Source organism: Streptomyces sp. NPDC050534 (genome assembly GCF_044457745.1).
Taxonomy (GTDB): domain Bacteria; phylum Actinomycetota; class Actinomycetes; order Streptomycetales; family Streptomycetaceae; genus Streptomyces.
In genome coordinates this window covers 268,910-286,950 of sequence record NZ_JBITHF010000009.1, presented here as the reverse complement: position 1 = coordinate 286,950, position 18,041 = coordinate 268,910, and the positions used below count along the sequence as shown (strand labels likewise).

The following is an 18,041-nucleotide window of genomic DNA, read 5'->3' as shown; positions in this document are numbered from 1 at the left end:
GCCGGTGCGCACGGCCGGGGAGCCGCCGTCGCTTCGAACGGGCACCCGGCGAGACGGGGTGCCCACGCGGGTCGCACCCAAACGACCGTGGCCCTTGGCGGGTTCGCGGCCACGAGCGGGTGACGAACGCATCCGAAGGGGTACCGCACCGGGAATGGTGTCGGCAGGCGGGCATCTATGCGGGCAAGGCCCGGAAGGGGTGAGGTGATCGTGCTGGAGGCGGACGTCGCCATCATCGGGGCCGGAGCGGCCGGGCTGTCCCTGGCCCACCGGCTGTCCCGCCCCGTGCCCGGCACCCGCCCGCTGTCGGCGGTCCTGGTGGACGCCCCGCCCGGCCCGCTGCGCCCTCCCCGGCGGACCTGGTGCTTCTGGGAGGCGGGCCGCGGCCGCTACGACGCCGCCGTCACCGCGTCCTGGCGCCGCCTGCGCGTGCACCCACCCGCGGGACGGCCGATCGAGGACGACATCTCGCCGCTGCGCTACAAGATGATCCGTTCCGAGGACTACGAGTTCCTCATCGCGCGCGACCTCGCACAAAGCGCGGGGGTGCGGCGGATGGAGGCGACGGTCGACAGTGTGGAAGCGCTCCAGGAAGGCGCGGTGATTTACGCCCGTGCGGCAGACGGACGAGCCCGTTCGGTGCGGGCCCGCTGGGTGTTCGACTCCCGTCCGGCGGGCAGCCTGCCCGCCGCCCGGACGACCTTGCTCCAGCACTTCCGCGGCTGGTTCGTGCAGACCACCCGGCCGGTCTTCGATCCGTCGCGGGCCGACCTCATGGATTTCCGCACGCCCCAGCCCGCCAATGGCCTGTCCTTCGGCTACGTGCTGCCGACCGGTTCCCGGCAGGCCCTGGTGGAGTACACGGAGTTCTCCCCGGCCGTACTGTCCGAGGAGGCCTACGACGCGGCACTGGACCACTACACCGGCGCCGTGCTCGGCCTGAAGGACATCGAGGTCGTCAGGACCGAGACCGGGGTCATCCCGATGACCGACGCCCCGTTCGCGCGGCAGACGGCGCCGTCCGTCTTCCGTATCGGCGCCGCGGGAGGGGCCACCCGGCCCTCGACCGGCTACACCTTCGCCGGCGTGCAGCGGCAGACCGCGGCCGTGGCGGCCGCCCTGCGGCAAGGACGGCGGCCGCTGCCTCCGCCGCCCCACTCGGCCCGCTCGCGCGCCATGGACGCCGTACTGCTGCACGCGCTCGACAGCGGCCTGGTGGACGGTCCCGCGTTCTTTTCGACCCTGTTCGCGCGCGTGCCCATGACCCGGCTGCTGCGCTTCCTGGACGGCAGGACCCGCCCGCACGAAGACCTCTTCATCGGCCTGCGCACCCCCGTCCTGCCCATGCTCCGCGCGGCGGCGCAGGTCCCACGGCTGCCCCGGCGACCCTTTCCCGACCTATGACGCTCGATGCACCCTGCCCCCTTCCGAAGGAGACGGTATGACCGTGCTGCGTGACGCGGATCTGGCCGCCGCCTTCGATCATGCGGCGCACTCCTACGACAGGCTGGTGGCCGCCAACCCCGGCTACCACGCCCATCTGCGCCGCTCGGCCCGCAGACTCGGCCTGCCTTCCCCCGGCGCCGGGCTGCGCGTGCTCGACCTCGGCTGCGGTACCGGCGCGTCCACCGCCGCGCTCTGCGCGGTACTGCCGGGCGCCGACATCACGGCTGTGGACGCGTCTCCCGGGATGCTGGAGCGGGCCCGGGCCAAGCGCTGGCCCGGGACGGTCAGGTTCCTGTGCGCCCCGGCGGAAGCCCTGGAGCAGGCGGGCGTCGAGGGGCCCTTCGACGCGGTGTTCGCCGCGTATCTCTTCCGGAACGTTGCGGATCCCGACGCCGTGCTCGCCACCGTCCACGAACTGCTCGCCCCCCACGGCAGGCTCGCCGTGCACGAGTACACCCTCAGCGGGCGCCCGGTGCATCGCGCGGTGTGGACGGCCGTGTGCCGAGGTCTGGTGCTGCCTGTCGGCGCCGCACTGGGGGACGGCGACCTGTACCGGCATCTGTGGCGCAGCGTCGTCGACTTCGACACCGTCGACGCGTTCAGCGCCCGCGTCCGTGCCCGCGGTTTCGAGCGGGTGCGTGCCCTGCCGCTGCCGGGCTGGCAGACGGGTATCACCCACACCGTGGTCGGCCGGCGCGCCGGCTCGGCCCGTCGGATGCCGTGGTGACCGGGTCCGCCCGCCCCGGCCGGGACCGGCGCGCCGTCTTCCTGCCCCCGCCGCCCGGCTCGCCCCGGGTGAGCGGAGCGCCGCGCAGCACCGCCGTCGTCGGCGGGGGCATCGCGGGCCTGGCCGCCGCGACGGCACTGGCCGAACGCGGCGTCGACGTCGTGCTGTACGAACGCGAGGCGTATCTGGGCGGCCGGGTGGGCGGCTGGCCGGTCGAGTTGTACGACGGCACCACCGCGACCATGAGCCGCGGCTTTCACGCCTTCTTCCGCCAGTACTACAACCTGCGCAGCCTGCTGAGCCGCACCGATACCCACCTGGGACGGCTGACCGGCCTGCCGGACTACCCCCTGCGGCACAGCGGCGGCCTGCACGACAGCTTCCGCAGGGTCCCGCGCACACCGCCGCTGAGCGCACTGGGCTTCGCGGCGCTCAGCCCGTCCTTCCGTCCGCGGGACCTGATCCGTATGAACCCCGCCGCCGCACTGCCTCTGCTCGACGTCCGCGTCCCGCAGGTCTACCAGCAGCTGGACGGCGTCAGCGCCCACGACCTCCTCGCCTCACTGCGCTTCCCGCAGGCCGCACGCCACCTGGCCTTCGAGGTCTTCTCACGCAGCTTCTTCGCCGACCCCCGGCAGCTGTCGGCCGCCGAGATGGTCCTGATGTTCCACATCTACTTCCTCGGTTCCGCCGAGGGCCTGCTCTTCGACGTGCCCCGCGACCCCTTCCCGACGGCCCTGTGGGAACCCCTGCGCACCCACCTGGGCCGGCACGGAGCCACCGTGCGCACCGCGACGCCCGTCGAGCGCGTGGCGCCGACCGCGGACGGCGCCTTCACGGTCGTCACCGACCGCCGGGAGAAGCGGCACGACACGGTGGTCCTGGCCCTCGACACCCCCGGTCTGCGCACCCTGGTCGCCCGGTCGCCCCAACTCGGCGACGCCGCTTGGCGTGAATGCATCGGTCGCCTGCGCAGCGCCCCGCCCTTTCTCGTCTCCCGCCTCTGGCTGGACCGCCCGGTCGCGGCCGGACGGCCCGGCTTCCTGGGGACGGCCGGATACGGCTCCCTGGACAACGTCAGTGTCCTGGAACGCTGGGAGGGAGAGGCCGCCCGCTGGGCGTCCCGGACCGGAGGATCCGTCGTCGAACTGCACGGGTACGCGCTGCCCGAGGACGCCGACCGCGAAGCGGAGACAGACCGTCTGATCCGCCAACTGCGGCGCGTCTACCCGGAGACACGCGAGGCGAAGATCCTCGACGTGCGGCACGAGTGGCGCCAGGACTGCCCGCTGTTCCCGGTCGGCGGTTACGGCGACCGACCCGCCGTCCACACGCCGCATTCCGGCCTCGTACTCGCGGGCGACCTCGTGCGCACGGACCTCCCCGTGGCCCTGATGGAGCGGGCGGCCACCAGCGGATTCCTCGCCGCCAACGCCCTCCTGACGGCGTGGGGCGTACGGGGCCACCCGCTGTGGACCGTGCCCGACCGGGGGCGGAACCGCCTGCTGCGAGCTCTGGCCGGCGATCGGATTCGGCCAGGTGTTCGCTGAAGTGCGTGAAGGACCTATGAAAACGAGAATCAGGGGTAATCGGCAGCGAGTGGCTGACCAGCCGCTTCGCATACATAGGGAAAGGCATCCATGATGACTCCGGTGTTGACGACTGAAGCCCGGGCGGAACAGCTGTCGGAGGTCGCCGATGCCACTCACGTCGCTCCGAAGGACGCCCGCGAGCTGACCCGCCACTTCCTGGCGCGACTGGCCGTGCTGGAAGAGGGCACGGAGGAGCACCAGTACGCCCGCAACACGCTGATCGAGATGAACATCTCGCTGGTGCGTTACGCCGCGTCCCGGTTCCGCAGCCGCGGACCGCAGGAGATGGAGGACATCGTCCAGGTCGGTGTGATCGGGCTGATCAAGGCGATCGACCGGTTCGAGGTGGCGCGCGAGGTCGAGTTCACCTCCTTCTCGATCCCCTACATCGTCGGCGAGATCAAGCGGTTCTTCCGTGACACCTCATGGGCCGTCCACGTGCCGCGCCGGCTCCAGGAGGCCAGGGTCCAGCTGGCCCAGGCCACGGAGGAGCTGAGCAGCCGCCTGGGCCGGACGCCGACGGTCGCGGAGCTGTCGCAGCTGATGAGCCTGTCCCAGGAAGAGGTCATCGAGGCGCGCGTGGCCTCCAACGGCTACAACTCCTCCTCCCTCGACGCCGCCATCTCCGGCAGCGAGGACGGTGAGAGCGTCCTCGCGGACTTCCTCGGCAACGAGGACGCGGCGCTGGAACTCGTGGAGGACTACCACGCGTTGGCACCGCTGATCCAGGACCTCGGCGAACGCGACCGCCTGATCCTGCACCTGCGCTTCGTGGAGGAGCGCACGCAGGCCGAGATCGGCGAACGCCTGGGCATCTCGCAGATGCACGTCTCACGCCTGCTCAACCGTCTCCTGGGCCGCCTGCGCGAGGGCCTGCTGACCACGGACTGAGCACCCCGGCCCGGCTGGGCGCCCCGTTCGGCGGGTCAGGCCACCGCCTGGCCGTCGACGGCGATGCCCAGCCGGTCGGCCACGGCGGTGAGGGCCTCTCCCAGCGGGAGCGCGACCCGGCTGCGGGCGTGCTTGTCGCCTCGGGTGGGATCCCGGTTGACGATCAGTACCGGCGTCCCGGCCTGGGCGGCCTGCCGGACGAACCGGAGCCCGGACATCACCGTCAGCGAGGAGCCCAGCACCAGCAGCGCCGCCGCCTCGCGGACCAGCGCGCGACAGTGCTCCACCCGCTGCGGCGGAACGTTCTCGCCGAAGAACACCACGTCCGGTTTGAGGATGCCGCCGCACGACGTGCAGGGCAGGACCCGGAAGTCGCCGACCTGGTCGTCGGTGAGGTCGGCGTCGCCGTCCGGGTTGATGGCGGAGGCCACCGGATCGAAGCCCGGGTTGGCCTCCTCCAGCCGGAGGGCGAGTTCGCTCCGTGGGCTGAAGACACCGCACGACAGGCAGCGCACCCGGTCCAGGCTTCCGTGGAGTTCCACGACGCCCTCGCTGCCGGCGGCCTGGTGCAGCCCGTCGACGTTCTGGGTGATCACACCCGAGAGCAGTCCGTGCCGGCCGAACGCGGCCACGGCCTGGTGCCCGGCATTGGGACGGGCACGGCCGAACGTGCGCCGGCCGAGGTGGCTGCGTGCCCAGTACCGGCGCCGCGCGTGATCGCCCGCCGTGAAGTCCTGGTACGTCATCGGGGTGTGCCGGCTCAGGCTCCCGCCCTCGCCCCGGTAGTCGGGGATGCCCGACTCCGTGGAGATGCCGGCCCCGCTGAGGACCAGCACACCGCCGGTGCCCAGCACATCGGCGACCGGCCCCAGATCCGTGGTGCCCGCAGGCAGGTCCTCGGTGGGGGTCCAGCTCAGGGTGGGGCGCATGCGCATGCCGCAAGGGTACGGAAGTCGGAATTGGGTCAGGAATTCAGCTCATGATTGGGCCTGATAGTTGATCCACTGAAGCAATACCGTCATCGTCATGACCAATCGACCAGGACGCCTGCTGGCCCTCGCTCAGCTCGCCAACTCCGTTGGCGACGGCGCCTATTACGTGACCTCGGCGCTGTACTTCACGCAGGTCGCCCATCTCGCTCCCGCACGCGTCGGGCTCGGGCTGACCCTCGCCTGGGGGGTCGGTTCGCTGGTCGGAGTGCCGCTCGGGCGTCTCGCGGACCGGCGCGGGCCACGCGGCACGTCGGTGCTGCTGGCGCTGGCCACCGCGGCGTCGATCGCGACGTTCCTGCTGGTCTCCGGATTCGTGGCCTTCGTCGTCACGGCCAGTCTGTACGCCGCCGCCCAGTCGGGGCTCGCGGCGGCTCGCCAGGCCCTGCTGGCGGCACTGGTACCGGCCGGGGAGCGCACGGGTGTGCTGGCCCGCCTGCAGTCGACGCTCAACGGCGGTCTGGCGGTGGGTGCGGCGCTGGGCGGTGGCGCGCTGAGCGCCGGGACGGCGGCGGCGTACCGGGGCGTGCTCGCCCTGGATGCCCTGTGCTTCCTGGTCTGCGCGCTGCTTCTGCTGCGCCTTCCCGCCGTGAACGTCACGACCGCTGTCGCGGCGGCCGGCGGCGGCAGGCGGTTCGCGGTCCTCACCGACCGGCCGTACGCCCTGCTCGCCCTTCTCAACGCCGTGCTCTTGCTGCGGCTGCCGCTGCTCAGCCTGGCCCTTCCGTTGTGGATCACCGAGCGGACCGGGGCACCGGCCTGGCTGGCCTCGGGGCTGTTCGTGCTCAACACCCTTGCGGTGACGCTGTTCCAGGTGCGCACGGCCAGGGCCGTGACCGGGCTCGGCAGCGCACTGAAGGTGATTCGCCGGTCCGGGCTGGTGATGCTGGCGTCCTGCGCGGTGTTCGCGCTGTCGACGGGGCGCTCGGCCTGGCCCGCGGCAGTGATCATGGTCGTGGGTGCGGTGCTCCAAGTCGTCGCGGAGATGCAGCAGTCGGCGGGATCGTGGCAGCTCTCCTTCGGCCTGGCGCCTGCCGACCGGATGGGGGAGTACCAGGGCTTCTTCGGTACCGGCGTGACCGTCGCCCGCACGGCGGGCCCTCTGGTGGTGACGACGCTGCTGCTGGGCTGGGGAGCGTCAGGCTGGTTGGTGCTGGGCCTGCTGATGGTGGTGGCGGCGTACGCCATGGGTCCGGTCGCGCGCAGGGCCGCCGCCGGTCAACGCCCGCCCCGGCCGGTCGGCGAGCCGGTGCCGGTGAACTGAACTCACTCCGTACGGACGCCTGTTGTGCCGGCCGGCTCGGGATACCGGGCATCGGTCGCGGTCGTCACGCGTCCGGTCTCGAGGTCGTAGACGTGGCCTGAGACGGACACCGCGGCAGGCGTGAGCGGCGAGATGAGCAGGCGCTCGACGTCCTCCCGGACCGTCCTGTCCGGATCGGCCACCTCGGTCGCGCTCAGCACCGCCTCCGCGACGCCGGTCGTCCGCGCGGCCTGACGCAGGAACTCGGGGTCGGCCAGGAATCCGGTGCCGCACTGGGTGTGATGCAGGACCGCGACCTCGAAGAGCGGACCGGTCGCGCCGAGCAACGACTCGGCCAGGAAGGCCAGATAGGCGATGTCGTTGATCACCGACGGGGTGACGCGTCCGCCCGCGTTGCGGATGACGGGTGCGTCGCCGGGCCGGAGTCCGAGGACGGCGGCGGGATCGATGCGGTGGTCGACGCAGGTGACGAGAACGAGCCGCGCGGTGGGCAGGCCGAGCGGGACCGGGGTGTGATCACGGGCGAACTGCTCGTTGTGGTGGAGGAGGGGAGCCAGCCTGGTCATAGTGCTTCTCCGTCCTGCTGACGGTCGGACCGCCGGGTGGCGAGAACCCGCGGCGCGTTAGTGGACGCTGTCCACTTTAGCGAAGTAAGTGGACACCGTCCACTATTGCTATTCTGGCGCTCGTGACACCTGATCGAGCGGCAGAGGAAGCATCTGCGGCACAAGCACGGAAGCGGCGGCCACGCGGCGCGGTACGGGACGGGCTCGTCGCCGCCGGGCTCGAACTCGCCCGCAGCGGTGGCCCGGACGCCGTGGTGCTGCGCGAGGCGACGCGGATCGTGGGCGTGGTGCCCAATGCCGCCTACCGTCACTTCGCCGACCGGGACGAACTCCTCGCCGCGGTGTGCGCGGCGGCGATCGGCGAGCTCGCCGACCGGATGGCCGACGGCGTGGCGAGCGTGCCCGGCCGGCGCGGCGATCCCGCTGCGGCGGGCGAGCGGTTGCGGGCCGTCGGCATGGCCTACTTCGCGTTCGCGCGCGAGGAACCGGGTTGGTTCGCCACGGCGTTCGCGCTGCCGCAGCAGCACGCATACCCGGCGCAGGGCGACGCGTCGGGGACGGATCGCTCGCCCTTGGGCCAACTCCGGTCCGCGCTGGATGAATTGGTCGACGCCGGCGTGCTCGACCCACAGCGCCGCCCCGGGCTCGAATACCCCATCTGGTCCACCGTGCACGGCATGGCGGTCCTGTCCGGGCAGGGGCCGTTGCGTGAGGTGCCCGAGGCCGACCGTCACCAGCTGGAGGAGCGCACGCTGATGGCGATCGGTGACATTCTCAGCTAGACCGGGAGATGGCAGCAGCTAGTCTGAGTGATGGCAACTCGCCTGCTCAGCGCCGGGGTTCGCGCCGCCGGGCCCGGAGCTGAAGGGCGAGGGGGACGGCCGTGAAGACGGAGGAGTACGTGCCGACGGCGAGGCCGACGAGCAGGGCCAGGGCGAAGTCGGTGAGCGTGGATCCGCCGAGTACGGCGAGGGCGGTGAGGATGAAGGCGGCGCCCATGCCGGTGTTCACGGTACGGGGCAGGGTCTGCAGGATCGCCTGGTTCGCGAGGTCGGGCAGCGGCGTCCTGGGCACCTTGCGGGTCAGTTCTCGGATGCGGTCGAAGAGGACCACGGAGTCGTTGACCGAGTAGCCGATGACGGTGAGCAGGGCGGCCACGAAGACCGCGTCGACGGGCTTGCCGAGCCAGGCGAACACGCCGATCAGGATGAGCACGTCGTGGGCGAGGGCTGTGACGGCGGCGGTGCCGAACAGCCAGCGGAAGCGCGCCGCGAGGTAGACGAGCTGGGCGCCGAGGGCCACGGCGAGCGCGATGAGGGCGCCGCGGCGCAGCTCCTCACCGAGGCTGGGGCCGATCAGTTCGTCGCGGACCTTGTCCGCACCGTCAGCGAGGCCGCGCACCGCCGCGGTGACCTCGGCCTCCTGTGCGTTGGTCAGCGCTTCGGTGCGTACCGTCAGCCCTGTACCGCCCGAGGACTGCACCACGGCTCGGGGGAATCCTGCGTCGGTGAGCGCGGCACGGGCCCCGTCGGGGTCGACGGGAGTGGCGGTGGCGTACTCGATGAGGCGGCCACCCGTGAACTCCACGCCGAGGTCGATGCCTCGGACCGCGATTCCGGAGCCGGCCAGGATCAGCGCGGCGGCCGCGGTCGCCAGCCAGCGGCGCGGGTGGCGCATCAGGTGGGGATTGCGGCGGGTGAGACGGTCGCGGACGGCGCCCGGGGCCGCGATGCCGGTGAGGCGGGGGCGACGGCGCAAGAAGGGGCGGCTCGCGGCGGATTCCGCCAGCACGCGTGTGATCACCAGGGCGCTGAACATGGAGGCGAGCACGCCCAGTCCGAGGGTGACGGCGAAGCCGCGCACGGGCCCGGAGGCGAGGAAGAACAGCAGGCCGGCCGCTATCAGTGTGGTGATGTTGGAGTCGGCGATCGCGCTGAGGGCGTTGCGGAATCCGGCGGCGAGCGCCGAGCGGGTGCTGGGGCGGCGACGGGTCGTGTACTCCTCGCGGGCCCGTTCGAAGACGAGCACGTTGGCGTCCACGGCCATGCCGATCGCCAGGACGAATCCGGCCAGTCCCGGCAGGGTCAGCGTGGCGCCGAGGGCGGCCAGGGCGGCGTAGGAGAGGAGGCCGTAGCAGGCCAGGGCGATGGTGGCGAGCGCGCCCATCAGCCGGTACACGACGATGATGAACAGCGAGGTCAGGAGGGTGCCGATGACCGCGGCCCAGACGCCGGCGGTGATGGCCTCGGCGCCCAGGGTCGGTCCGACGGTGCGCTGTTCCACCGTCTCGACGGGTACGGGCAGCGCGCCGCCGTTGATGAGCAGGGCCAACTCGCGTGCCTCCTCCGGGCCGAAGGAGCCGGTGATCTGCGTGGCGCCGTCGCGGATGCCCGCCTCGCACCCGATGGAGGGGACGACCTGCGGGGAGGAGATGACCTTGTCGTCGAGGACGATGGCGATTCGCCGGGCCGGGTCGCCTGCCGGGTGGCAGGCGGCGTCGCCGGTGAGCCGGGCCCAGCCGTCGCGGCCGGCGCCCGCGAAGTCGACGGTGACGTGCCAGCCGGCGCCGCCCTGCTGGTCGAACCGGGCAGCGGCATGTTTGACGTGTTCGCCTGTCAGGGCGGGGGCGCCGAGGCGCATCGGCGTGCCCGACTCGTCCGGCAGAACCCGGTCGTGAGGCCGTTTCGGCAGCGGGTGTGAGCTGTTCAGGGCGCCGCCGTCGGTGCCGAGCACAGGGTGGAAGGTGAGCTGCGCGGTGCGGCCCAGGACGTCGGCGGCCTTCTTGGGGTCCTGCACGCCGGGGAGTTCGACGATGATCCGGTCGTCGCCGGACCGGACGAGGGTGGGTTCGGCGACACCGAGTGCGTCGATACGGCCGCGCAGCACCTCCAGGGCACGGTCGGTGGCCTCGCGGCCTGCGTCGGTGGTGGACGTGGGGCGGGTCTCCAGCACGATCTGGGTGCCGCCGCGCAGGTCGAGTCCGAGGCGGACCGGCACGGCGACGGCGATGTACAGCGACACGGCGATCACGGTGAGGGCGAGCAGCGCCCTCACGCGGGCGGAACGGGTCAAGGGAAGCCTCCGGCAGAGTGGCACCGCCAGACCGCGGCGTGTGGGTGCGGCCGGGCGGTGCGGAGGAGAGAGGAGAAGGGGGTGTCAGATGCCGGAGGAGGGAGGGGGTGCCCGGTCGCGGTCAGGCGTCGGGGACGGCTCCGGGGAGGGGACGCGCCGGGTCGTCGCCGGGTGGGCTGCCGGCCGGGGCGGCGTGATGGCCGTGCTGTCGTCGGGGCCGGGGGCGAGGTGGTTGCGCGGGGCGGGGTGCTCGCCGTGGGGTGTGTGGCGGGTGGCCGCCGAGAGGGTGCACGTGGCACCGCACCCGTCGTCGGCGCGCGGTCCGGCGTCCCGGAGGCCGCCGGTCGTCGCCGTCGCGTCGGTGACCTGACCGTTCGCCGTACCGGCCGGCCCGGCGACGCAGAGGGCGGCCAGCAGCGCCAGTACGGCGGCTGTCACCACCGTGGCGATGCGGGACCGGGCACGGGCGGTCACGGGGGAGGTGCGGCTGAGGGCGGGGAGGGTGCGGCTGGTGGCGGGGAAGGTGCGGCGCGGGTGGTGCATGCACGATCCCCTTCTCTCCGTCGTGATGTGCGGGGCAGGGCCCCTCAGGCGTCCGGTACGCCGATGGCGGCAGGTCAGGGTTCGATCAGGCCCGCGCGGATGGCGTAGCGGGTGAGCTCCAGGCGGTCGCGCAGGCCCAGCTTCTGGAGGAGGTTGGCGCGGTGGCGCTGAACGGTCTTGACACTGATGAACAGCAGGTCGGCGATCTCCTTGGAGGAGTGGCCCTCGGCGACCAGCTTGAGGACCTCTTCCTCGCGCGGGGTGAGGATCTGGTCGGGGGCCTCCTCGCCGTGGCGGACCCGATTGAGGTAGTTGCGGATCAGGGCGGTGACCGCGCCGGGGTACAGGAAGGGCTCGTTGCGCATGGCGGACCGGCAGGCGGCGACCAGGTCCTGGTCGGCGACGGACTTCAGTACGTAGCCGCTGGCACCGGCCTTGAGGGCCTGGAAGAAGTACTGCTCGTTGTCGTGCATGGTGAGCATCAGGATCCGCAGACCCGGCCGGAGGGCGGCCAGTTCGCGGGCGGCCTGAAGGCCGGTCAGACGGGGCATGGCGATGTCGAGGACGGCCAGGTCGACGTCGTGGGTGCGGGCCAGTTCGATGGCCTCGGCGCCGTCGCCCGCTTCGGCGACCACGTCGAGGTCCGCTTCCCGGTCGAGGATGAGGCGGACACCGCGGCGGACCAGGGCGTGGTCGTCGGCGAGGAGGATGCGGATCGTCCTGGCGGCGGCGGTGGGAGGCGTTTCGCGCATCGTCACGGCTGCATCCTCGGGACGGGTGCGGTGAGCTTGACCTGGGTGCCGGTGCCGGTGCCGGTGCCGGTGCCGGTGCTTGTGCCCGTGTCCGTGCCGGTGTCGGCGCTCGTGAGGGCCGGAGTGATGTCGAGTTCGGCCTCGATGAGCAGGGCCCGTTCGCGCATGCCGCGCATGCCGGCGCCTTCGCGTGGGGCGCCGATGCCGCAGCCGTCGTCGGTGACGGCCAGCACCACGCCGTCCTCGGTGCGCCGCAGGGCCACGACGACGCGCTCGGCGTCCGCGTGGCGGGCGGCGTTGGTCAGCGATTCCTGAGCGACGCGGTAGAGGACGAGTTCCATCTCCGGCCCCAGCACGGGCAGTTCGGCGTCGAAGCGGCGGGTGACCCGCAGTCCGGTGTGGGCGGCGAAGTCCTCCGTGAGCGAGGTCAGTGCGCTGACCAGCCCGAGGTCCTCCAGCACGCCCGGCCGCAGCCGACGTACCAGACGGCGGATCTCATCCAGACTCTCCCGGGTGATCTCCTGCACCTCGTGCAGCTCCTTGAGCAGCGGCTGCGGTGCGTCGTCGGCGGCTCGCTTGAGGCCCAGCAGGATCGCGGTCATGCTCTGCCCGACCTCGTCGTGCAACTCCTGTGCGATACGGCGGCGTTCGGCCTCCTGGGCCAGCAGCACCCGGGCACTGCTCGCGGCCCGTTCCTGCTCCAGCCGCTCCAGCATGGCGTTGCACGTGTGGATCACTTTGGCGACCTCGCCGCCCCCTCGCGCGGGCAGACGCTGGCCGGGGCGCAGCAGGTCCACGCCCGCCATCAGCTTGGCGAGCCTGTCCAGCGGGGCCAGGCCCAGCCGCAGCAGCGCGGCATTGGCGACCAGCATGACGGCCAGGCCGCCGACCAGGATGATCGCCTCGGTGAGCACCACCGGCACGGAGACCGTCACCGGAGCCCACAACAGCAGTGCCGTGGCCATGCCCAGCACCACGGCGTTGAGGGCGAAGATCCGCCAGAACAACGACACCGGTCTCGCGCCTCCGGTTCGACTCACCAAGGGCCACCCCGCCTGTCGGGCACCGCTCGACGTCGAGCGTGTCGACGGTGCCCGGGTGCTCGGGTGAGCCTGCGGCCAGCCTGCCCTCGGCCCGAGCGGGTCGTCCATGGGCACTGACCCCCATTTGCGCCGGCCGCGTGCACCCATGGCGGCGCCGCACGAATCCCGCGCCCGCGGCACGGCCGCATGGAACCCCCGCCCCGGCGGAAATGGGGCCTGCGCCCGATAGGGATCCGCCGCCGGCGCGGCCAGGGTGGAAGACACCGCCTGCCGTACGCCGCCGAGACGAAGGAAACGACCATGTCGCTCGATGTCACCCGGGCCGAGCTCCACCTGCATGAAGCGCGACAGCGCCTAGAGCACGCACGCACCTCACGGCTGGCGCAGCTGCAGGCCCTCGGCGAGACCGCGCAGAGCGCGGACGATCACCTGCTGTCCGAGCAGAGGACGGCGATGCGACGGGTCCTCAAAGAGATCGACGAGGCCTTCGCCCGTATCGAGGACGGCACCTACGGCATCTGCCTGGGCTGCGCCAAACCCGTCCCCGCGGAACGGCTGGAGATCCTCCCCTACACCCGCCACTGCGTCCCGTGCCGGCGCCACGCCACCTGACCACCACCGCCCGTACCAGCCGTCTCCGCCCTGCCCCAGGAAAGGCCCTGCCCCACGAAAGGGGGTGACGTGGTGAACCACCGGACCATCGGACGCCGTAGGACGCACCTGTCCGCCGAGGATCTTGCCGCGCTGCGGGAGAACCTGCACGAACAGCGACTGTTCCGCCGGGAGCAGCTGTGCCGGCTCGCCGGGCCGGCCGGCTCGCGCGCCGAGGAGCGGCGCGCGCAGCAGGCCGCCGCGCAGATCGAGGTCCGCGTCCAGCTGGCCGCCTCCGCGCGCATGGTCCTCGCCGACGTCGAGGAGGCGCTGCGCCGCATGGACCAGGGCACGTACGGCACCTGCCACCTGTGCCGGCACGTCATCGCCCTCGACCGGCTGACGATCGTGCCGCAGGCCCGCTACTGCGCCCGCTGCCAGCAGGTCAAGGAGGCCCTCCGGTGACCGGCGCCCCCCACCCGCACGCCCCCGTCGCCCGGCACCGGCCCTGGCCCCCGTGCCGGCGCTGCTGCGGCATCGCCCTGGACATGGGAGGCGCCCGCACGCGCGCGTGGATCGGCGGCCGGGGCGTGGTGGTCGACGTGCCGACGGTGACCTCCCCGGGCAGTGGAGCGGTCCGCCCCATCCAGCGCGGCACGATCGTCGACACCGAGGGCTGCGCCCGGATGCTGCAGCGCCTGCTCACCGACCGTCTGCCCCAGCGCGTGCGCCCGATGGTGATCGTTGCCGCACCGGTTCTGGACGGCCTCGCCTACCGGGCGGAGGCCCGCACCGCGGTCGGCGTGCTGCGGCCGCGCAGCGTCCTGACCGTGCCCGGCGCCCGGGGCATCGCCCTGGCCGCAGGGGCCGACACGTCACTTCCGCTGCTGGTGCTGGACATCGGTGCACACCTGACGGAGGTGGTGCTGCTCTGCGACGGCGCGGTCACGGACGCGCGCACCACCGCGCTGGGCACCGGCGACCTGGACGAGGACGGTACGCCGGAGCACCTGACCGAGGCGGTGGCCCGGATGCTCAGCGCGATGCTCCGCCAGGACCGCAGCTCCGTCACCGTCGACGCGCTGCACCGCGGCATCCTCGTGGCCGGTGGCGGCGCTCTGCGACCCGAGATCACTTCCCACCTGACCGGCCGACTGCATGCGCCGCTGCGGGTCGTCCCCGCCCCGCACACCGCGGCGGTCCGCGGCGCCGCGAAGCTGCTGCATGCGGCCCACGCCCACCCCTCCGCCTGCGGGCCCCAGCCACCGCCGGCTCACCTCAACCAGCCGCGGCCGCAAGCCGAGTGAGTGCCCGCGCGGTCCGTGTCGGTCGCGGTCCGTGTCACCGGAAGGAGGAGACCATGCCCGCCCGCCTGCCCCCGCCGTCACCTCCCACGGAGCTGCCACGACTGATGTTCTGGCGGCTGCGGCGCAACCCTCTACGCAGGCGCAGCGACCTGACCCAGGCGTGGATCGGCGTCGGCCTGCTGCTGGCCGCCCCGGCGGCCACGACGCCGGTCATGTTCCACGTCGGTGACACCGCCCACGGCCACTACAGCCGCATCGCCCAGCAGCAGGCCGCAACGCGCCACCACACCACCGCCACCCTCATGGAGAACGCCCGGCGCCACCCCGAACCGGGCTCCGCCGAGGCGAGAGAGACCCGCTACCCGACCAAGGTCCGCTTCCCCGACCCACACGGCCGCGCCCACACCGCCACCACCGACGTAGCACCCGCCATGCCCAAGGGCAGCACCATCCGCGTCTGGGCCGACACCGAGGGAAGGATCACCGAGCCGCCCCTGAGCCCCGACCAGGTCCGCAACCGGGCCACGGGCTCGGCCCTCGTCGCAGCCCTCGCCGTGCACGCGGTCGCGGCCGCCGCCTACGGCACCGCCCACCACATCATCCAGCGCCGCAACCTCGCCGCGTGGAACACCGAGTGGGCACGAACGGCGCCACGATGGAGGACGTCGCCGTAGCGGCCCATGAGCGGTAAAGATGTGATCGGCATGAACCGTGATCACAAAGGAGCAGTGCGCATGAGCTACTGCCTGAAGGCGATCACCCGCGAGGAGCATCTGGCGTTCGTGACGGCCCGTTCCTCGGTGAGTCATATGCAGGTTCCCTCGTGGGGAGACGTGAAGCCGGACTGGCGGGCGGAGAGTCTGGGCTGGATCGACGGGAACGGACGCCTGGTGGGCGTGGGGCTGGTGCTGCTGCGGCCGTTGCCGAAGCTGAAGCGGTACCTCGCCTATCTGCCGGAGGGCCCGGTGATCGACTGGGCGGCGGCGGATCTGGAGCAGTGGCTTCGGCCGATGCTCGCGTATCTGAAGCAACGGGGCGCCTTCACGGTGAAGATGGGGCCGCCCGTCGTCGTCCGCCGCTGGAGTGCCGAGGCGGTCAAGGCGGCGATCGCCGATCCGCAGGCCCGGCGGCTGGGTGACGCCGAGGCCACCGAGCAGGAACCGCAGGCCGTCGACCTCGCCGACCGGCTGCGCCGGATGGGCTGGCAGCGGACCGAGCCCGGCAGCGAGGACGGATTCGCCCCCGGACAGCCGCGCTACGTCTTCCAAGTCCCCTTCGCCGGACGGTCGTTGGAGGACATCCACCGCAGCCTCAACCAGCAGTGGCGCCGCAACATCAAGAAGGCGGAGAAGGCCGGCGTCAAAGTCGTCCAGGGCGGTTACGAGGATCTGCCCGCCTTCTACGACCTCTACGTGGAGACCGCCCAACGCGACAAGTTCATCCCGCGCCCGCTTGCCTACTTCCAGCGGATGTGGACCGCGCTGCGGGCCGAGGACGCCGACCGCATGCGGCTCTACCTCGCCCACCACGAGGGAGACGTGCTCGCGGCCGCCACCATGCTGACCGTGGGCGAGCACGTCTGGTACTCCTACGGCGCCTCCACCAGCCGTAAGCGCGAGGTCCAGCCGAACAACGCCATCCAGTGGCGCATGATGTGCGACGCCCACGAACTCGGCGCCGCCGTCTACGACTTCCGCGGAATCACCGACACCCTGGACGAGGGCAACCACCTGCTGGGCCTGCTCCGCTTCAAGTCCGGCAGCGGCGGCCACGCGGTCGAGTACCTGGGTGAGTGGGACTACCCGCTCAACAAGGTCCTGCACAAGGCGCTGGACCTGTACATGTCCCGCCGCTGAGGCCGCGCGGCCCGCCGGCCGCCGCCCCGCCCGGCCGCCCGTCTACAGGAAGCGCCGGATCGGCGTGACGGCGGCCTCCTTGGCCAGTTGGAGAGCCGCCCGTCGTTTCCACCGGGCGAGGTCGATGTCGACGCTGTGCTTCATGTCCTCCTCGAAGTCACGGTCGAGCGAGGCGGTGAGCCTCTCGTCCAGGACGGCGAGCATGACCTCTTCGTCGTGGTTCATCGAGCGGCGGTTGAAGTTGGTGGAGCCGATGAGCGAGGCGACCGAGTCGACCGTCATGATCTTTGCGTGCATCATCGTCGGCTGGTACTGCCGGATGTGCACCCCCGCCGCCAGCAGGCGGGTGTAGTGGTGCTGGCCGGCGAGCTGGCAGGCGCGCTGGTCGGTGTGGGGTCCGGGGAGCAGGATCTCCACACGCACCCCGCGGCGCGCGGTCCGGCACAGCAGGTCGATGAAGTACCGGTCGGGCGCGAAGTAGGCGGTGGTGAGGCGGAAGCGTTCCTCGGCGGAGGTGAGCATGACCCGGATGAGGGTCTGCATGTCCTGCCAGCCGATGCTGGCGGAGCCGCGCACCACCTGGACGACCGACGAACCGGGCTGGCTGTGCTCGGTGAACCGGTCGCGCTCGTCGAAGAGTTCGTCGTGGCACTCGGCCCAGTTCTGCGCGAACGCGGCGGCTATGCCGTCGACGGCCGGACCGCGCACCTGGACATGCGTGTCACGCCACTCGCCGGGGTTGCGGGCATCGCCGCACCATTCCTCCGCGATGCCGACGCCGCCGGTGAACGCCGTGTGCTCGTCGACGATGAGGGCCTTGCGGTGGCACCGGTGATTCTGTTTGAACGGCGACAGCCAGACCGGCTTGCGGAACCAGGCCACCTGCACACCGGCGGAGTCCATGAGGTCCAGCAGGTCCCCTTCGATCTCCTTGGCACCGAAACCGTCGAGCAGCAGCCGCACCCGCACCCCCGCGCGGGCCCGGTCGGCGAGAGCGGCGGCGAAGTCGCGGGCGATCTGACCGCGCCAGTAGACGAACGTCATCATGTCGATCGTGTGCTGCGCGGAGTGGATCGCTTCGAGCATCGCCGGGAAGATCTTGTGCCCGTTGCGGAGCGGCACCAGCTCGTTTCCCTCGGTGGCGGCCACGCCGATCAGCCGCTCGAGACGGCGGCGCAGACGTTGCTTGCGCAGCTCCGCGTCAGGTAGGGCGCCACGAGCGGCGGGTGCCGGTATGCCGTCGACGATCACGCGAATCTCCCGTTGAACCATGAGGACCGGGCGTTGAGGGCCGCCGGATGAGCCAAGAGAGCGGATGCCCGGAGGTCACGGACTCACTCCCGGCGTATCGGGTGAGCCCGGTCGCCGGATCTCCGGAGGCGCCCTTGACGGTACGACGTTG

General features: G+C 72.1%; 18 protein-coding genes. 11 read left to right on the top strand and 7 right to left on the bottom strand.

Translation table 11 applies throughout. The annotated features are described in order from the left end of the window. Positions 1-210: 210 nt before the first annotated feature. The 4 genes from ACIBN2_RS29150 to ACIBN2_RS29135 all read left to right on the top strand — a co-directional run bounded on the left by ACIBN2_RS29150 (position 211) and on the right by ACIBN2_RS29135 (position 4,656). Positions 211-1,404: a lycopene cyclase family protein gene (locus ACIBN2_RS29150; protein WP_399138981.1), complete on the top strand. Its 1,194-nt coding sequence runs from the start codon at positions 211-213 to the stop codon at positions 1,402-1,404. A 37-nt stretch (positions 1,405-1,441) separates the two neighbouring features. After that, positions 1,442-2,173 (top strand): methyltransferase domain-containing protein, encoded by a 732-nt coding sequence (locus ACIBN2_RS29145; RefSeq protein ID WP_399138664.1) that lies wholly within the window; start codon positions 1,442-1,444, stop codon positions 2,171-2,173. Then, positions 2,170-3,723: an FAD-dependent oxidoreductase gene (locus ACIBN2_RS29140; RefSeq protein WP_399138662.1), complete on the top strand. Its 1,554-nt coding sequence runs from the start codon at positions 2,170-2,172 to the stop codon at positions 3,721-3,723. The genes ACIBN2_RS29145 and ACIBN2_RS29140 overlap by 4 nt, the downstream gene beginning before the upstream one ends. A 93-nt stretch (positions 3,724-3,816) precedes the next feature. Then, positions 3,817-4,656 (top strand): SigB/SigF/SigG family RNA polymerase sigma factor, encoded by an 840-nt coding sequence (locus tag ACIBN2_RS29135; protein WP_399138979.1) that lies wholly within the window; start codon positions 3,817-3,819, stop codon positions 4,654-4,656. A gap of 35 nt (positions 4,657-4,691) precedes the next feature. Here ACIBN2_RS29135 and ACIBN2_RS29130 read toward each other — a convergent pair whose 3' ends face one another. Beyond that, on the bottom strand, positions 4,692-5,591 hold the full coding sequence (locus ACIBN2_RS29130) for an NAD-dependent protein deacetylase (RefSeq protein ID WP_399138660.1): 900 nt from the start codon (positions 5,589-5,591) through the stop codon (positions 4,692-4,694). Between the two features lie 91 nt (positions 5,592-5,682). On the opposite strand from ACIBN2_RS29130, the gene ACIBN2_RS29125 reads away from it, so the two are divergent. Next, on the top strand, positions 5,683-6,909 hold the full coding sequence (locus ACIBN2_RS29125; RefSeq protein ID WP_399138658.1) for an MFS transporter: 1,227 nt from the start codon (positions 5,683-5,685) through the stop codon (positions 6,907-6,909). Between the two features lie 2 nt (positions 6,910-6,911). Here ACIBN2_RS29125 and ACIBN2_RS29120 read toward each other — a convergent pair whose 3' ends face one another. Further along, entirely contained in the window at positions 6,912-7,475 is a 564-nt protein-coding gene (locus tag ACIBN2_RS29120) for a beta-class carbonic anhydrase (RefSeq protein ID WP_399138656.1), read from the bottom strand. Between the two features lie 122 nt (positions 7,476-7,597). Between ACIBN2_RS29120 and ACIBN2_RS29115 the strand changes: the two genes are divergently transcribed. Beyond that, positions 7,598-8,257, top strand: coding sequence for a TetR/AcrR family transcriptional regulator (locus ACIBN2_RS29115; RefSeq protein WP_399138654.1), 660 nt, complete (start codon positions 7,598-7,600; stop codon positions 8,255-8,257). Positions 8,258-8,303: 46 nt separating this feature from the next. Here ACIBN2_RS29115 and secD read toward each other — a convergent pair whose 3' ends face one another. The 4 genes from secD to ACIBN2_RS29095 form a co-directional block, all read right to left on the bottom strand. After that, the gene (gene secD, locus ACIBN2_RS29110) at positions 8,304-10,547 is read right to left on the bottom strand and encodes a protein translocase subunit SecD (RefSeq protein WP_399138653.1); all 2,244 of its coding nucleotides are present in this window, start codon (positions 10,545-10,547) and stop codon (positions 8,304-8,306) included. Positions 10,548-10,631: 84 nt separating this feature from the next. Further along, positions 10,632-11,090, bottom strand: coding sequence for a hypothetical protein (locus tag ACIBN2_RS29105; RefSeq protein WP_399138652.1), 459 nt, complete (start codon positions 11,088-11,090; stop codon positions 10,632-10,634). 74 nt (positions 11,091-11,164) lie between these two features. Beyond that, positions 11,165-11,842 (bottom strand): response regulator, encoded by a 678-nt coding sequence (locus tag ACIBN2_RS29100; protein WP_399138977.1) that lies wholly within the window; start codon positions 11,840-11,842, stop codon positions 11,165-11,167. A 2-nt stretch (positions 11,843-11,844) separates the two neighbouring features. Further along, a complete protein-coding gene (locus ACIBN2_RS29095; RefSeq protein ID WP_399138650.1) occupies positions 11,845-12,855 on the bottom strand; it encodes a HAMP domain-containing sensor histidine kinase in 1,011 nt (336 codons plus the stop codon). A gap of 330 nt (positions 12,856-13,185) precedes the next feature. Here ACIBN2_RS29095 and ACIBN2_RS29090 point away from each other — a divergent pair, with 330 nt between their 5' ends. From ACIBN2_RS29090 to ACIBN2_RS29070, 5 genes are all read left to right on the top strand, one after another. Further along, on the top strand, positions 13,186-13,497 hold the full coding sequence (locus ACIBN2_RS29090; RefSeq protein ID WP_399138649.1) for a TraR/DksA family transcriptional regulator: 312 nt from the start codon (positions 13,186-13,188) through the stop codon (positions 13,495-13,497). 69 nt (positions 13,498-13,566) lie between these two features. Next, on the top strand, positions 13,567-13,941 hold the full coding sequence (locus ACIBN2_RS29085; RefSeq protein ID WP_399138647.1) for a TraR/DksA family transcriptional regulator: 375 nt from the start codon (positions 13,567-13,569) through the stop codon (positions 13,939-13,941). After that, positions 13,938-14,783, top strand: coding sequence for a rod shape-determining protein (locus tag ACIBN2_RS29080; protein WP_399138646.1), 846 nt, complete (start codon positions 13,938-13,940; stop codon positions 14,781-14,783). Before ACIBN2_RS29085 ends, ACIBN2_RS29080 begins: the two co-directional genes overlap by 4 nt. Positions 14,784-14,836: 53 nt before the next feature. Beyond that, positions 14,837-15,457 (top strand): hypothetical protein, encoded by a 621-nt coding sequence (locus tag ACIBN2_RS29075; RefSeq protein WP_399138644.1) that lies wholly within the window; start codon positions 14,837-14,839, stop codon positions 15,455-15,457. Between the two features lie 60 nt (positions 15,458-15,517). Continuing rightward, positions 15,518-16,639 carry a lipid II:glycine glycyltransferase FemX gene (locus ACIBN2_RS29070; protein ID WP_399138643.1) on the top strand — a complete coding sequence of 374 codons (1,122 nt, stop codon included), beginning with the start codon at positions 15,518-15,520 and terminating at the stop codon, positions 16,637-16,639. A 42-nt stretch (positions 16,640-16,681) separates the two neighbouring features. Here ACIBN2_RS29070 and ACIBN2_RS29065 read toward each other — a convergent pair whose 3' ends face one another. Next, the gene (locus ACIBN2_RS29065; protein WP_399138641.1) at positions 16,682-17,890 is read right to left on the bottom strand and encodes a phosphatidylserine/phosphatidylglycerophosphate/cardiolipin synthase family protein; all 1,209 of its coding nucleotides are present in this window, start codon (positions 17,888-17,890) and stop codon (positions 16,682-16,684) included. Between the last annotated feature and the right edge of the window lie 151 nt (positions 17,891-18,041).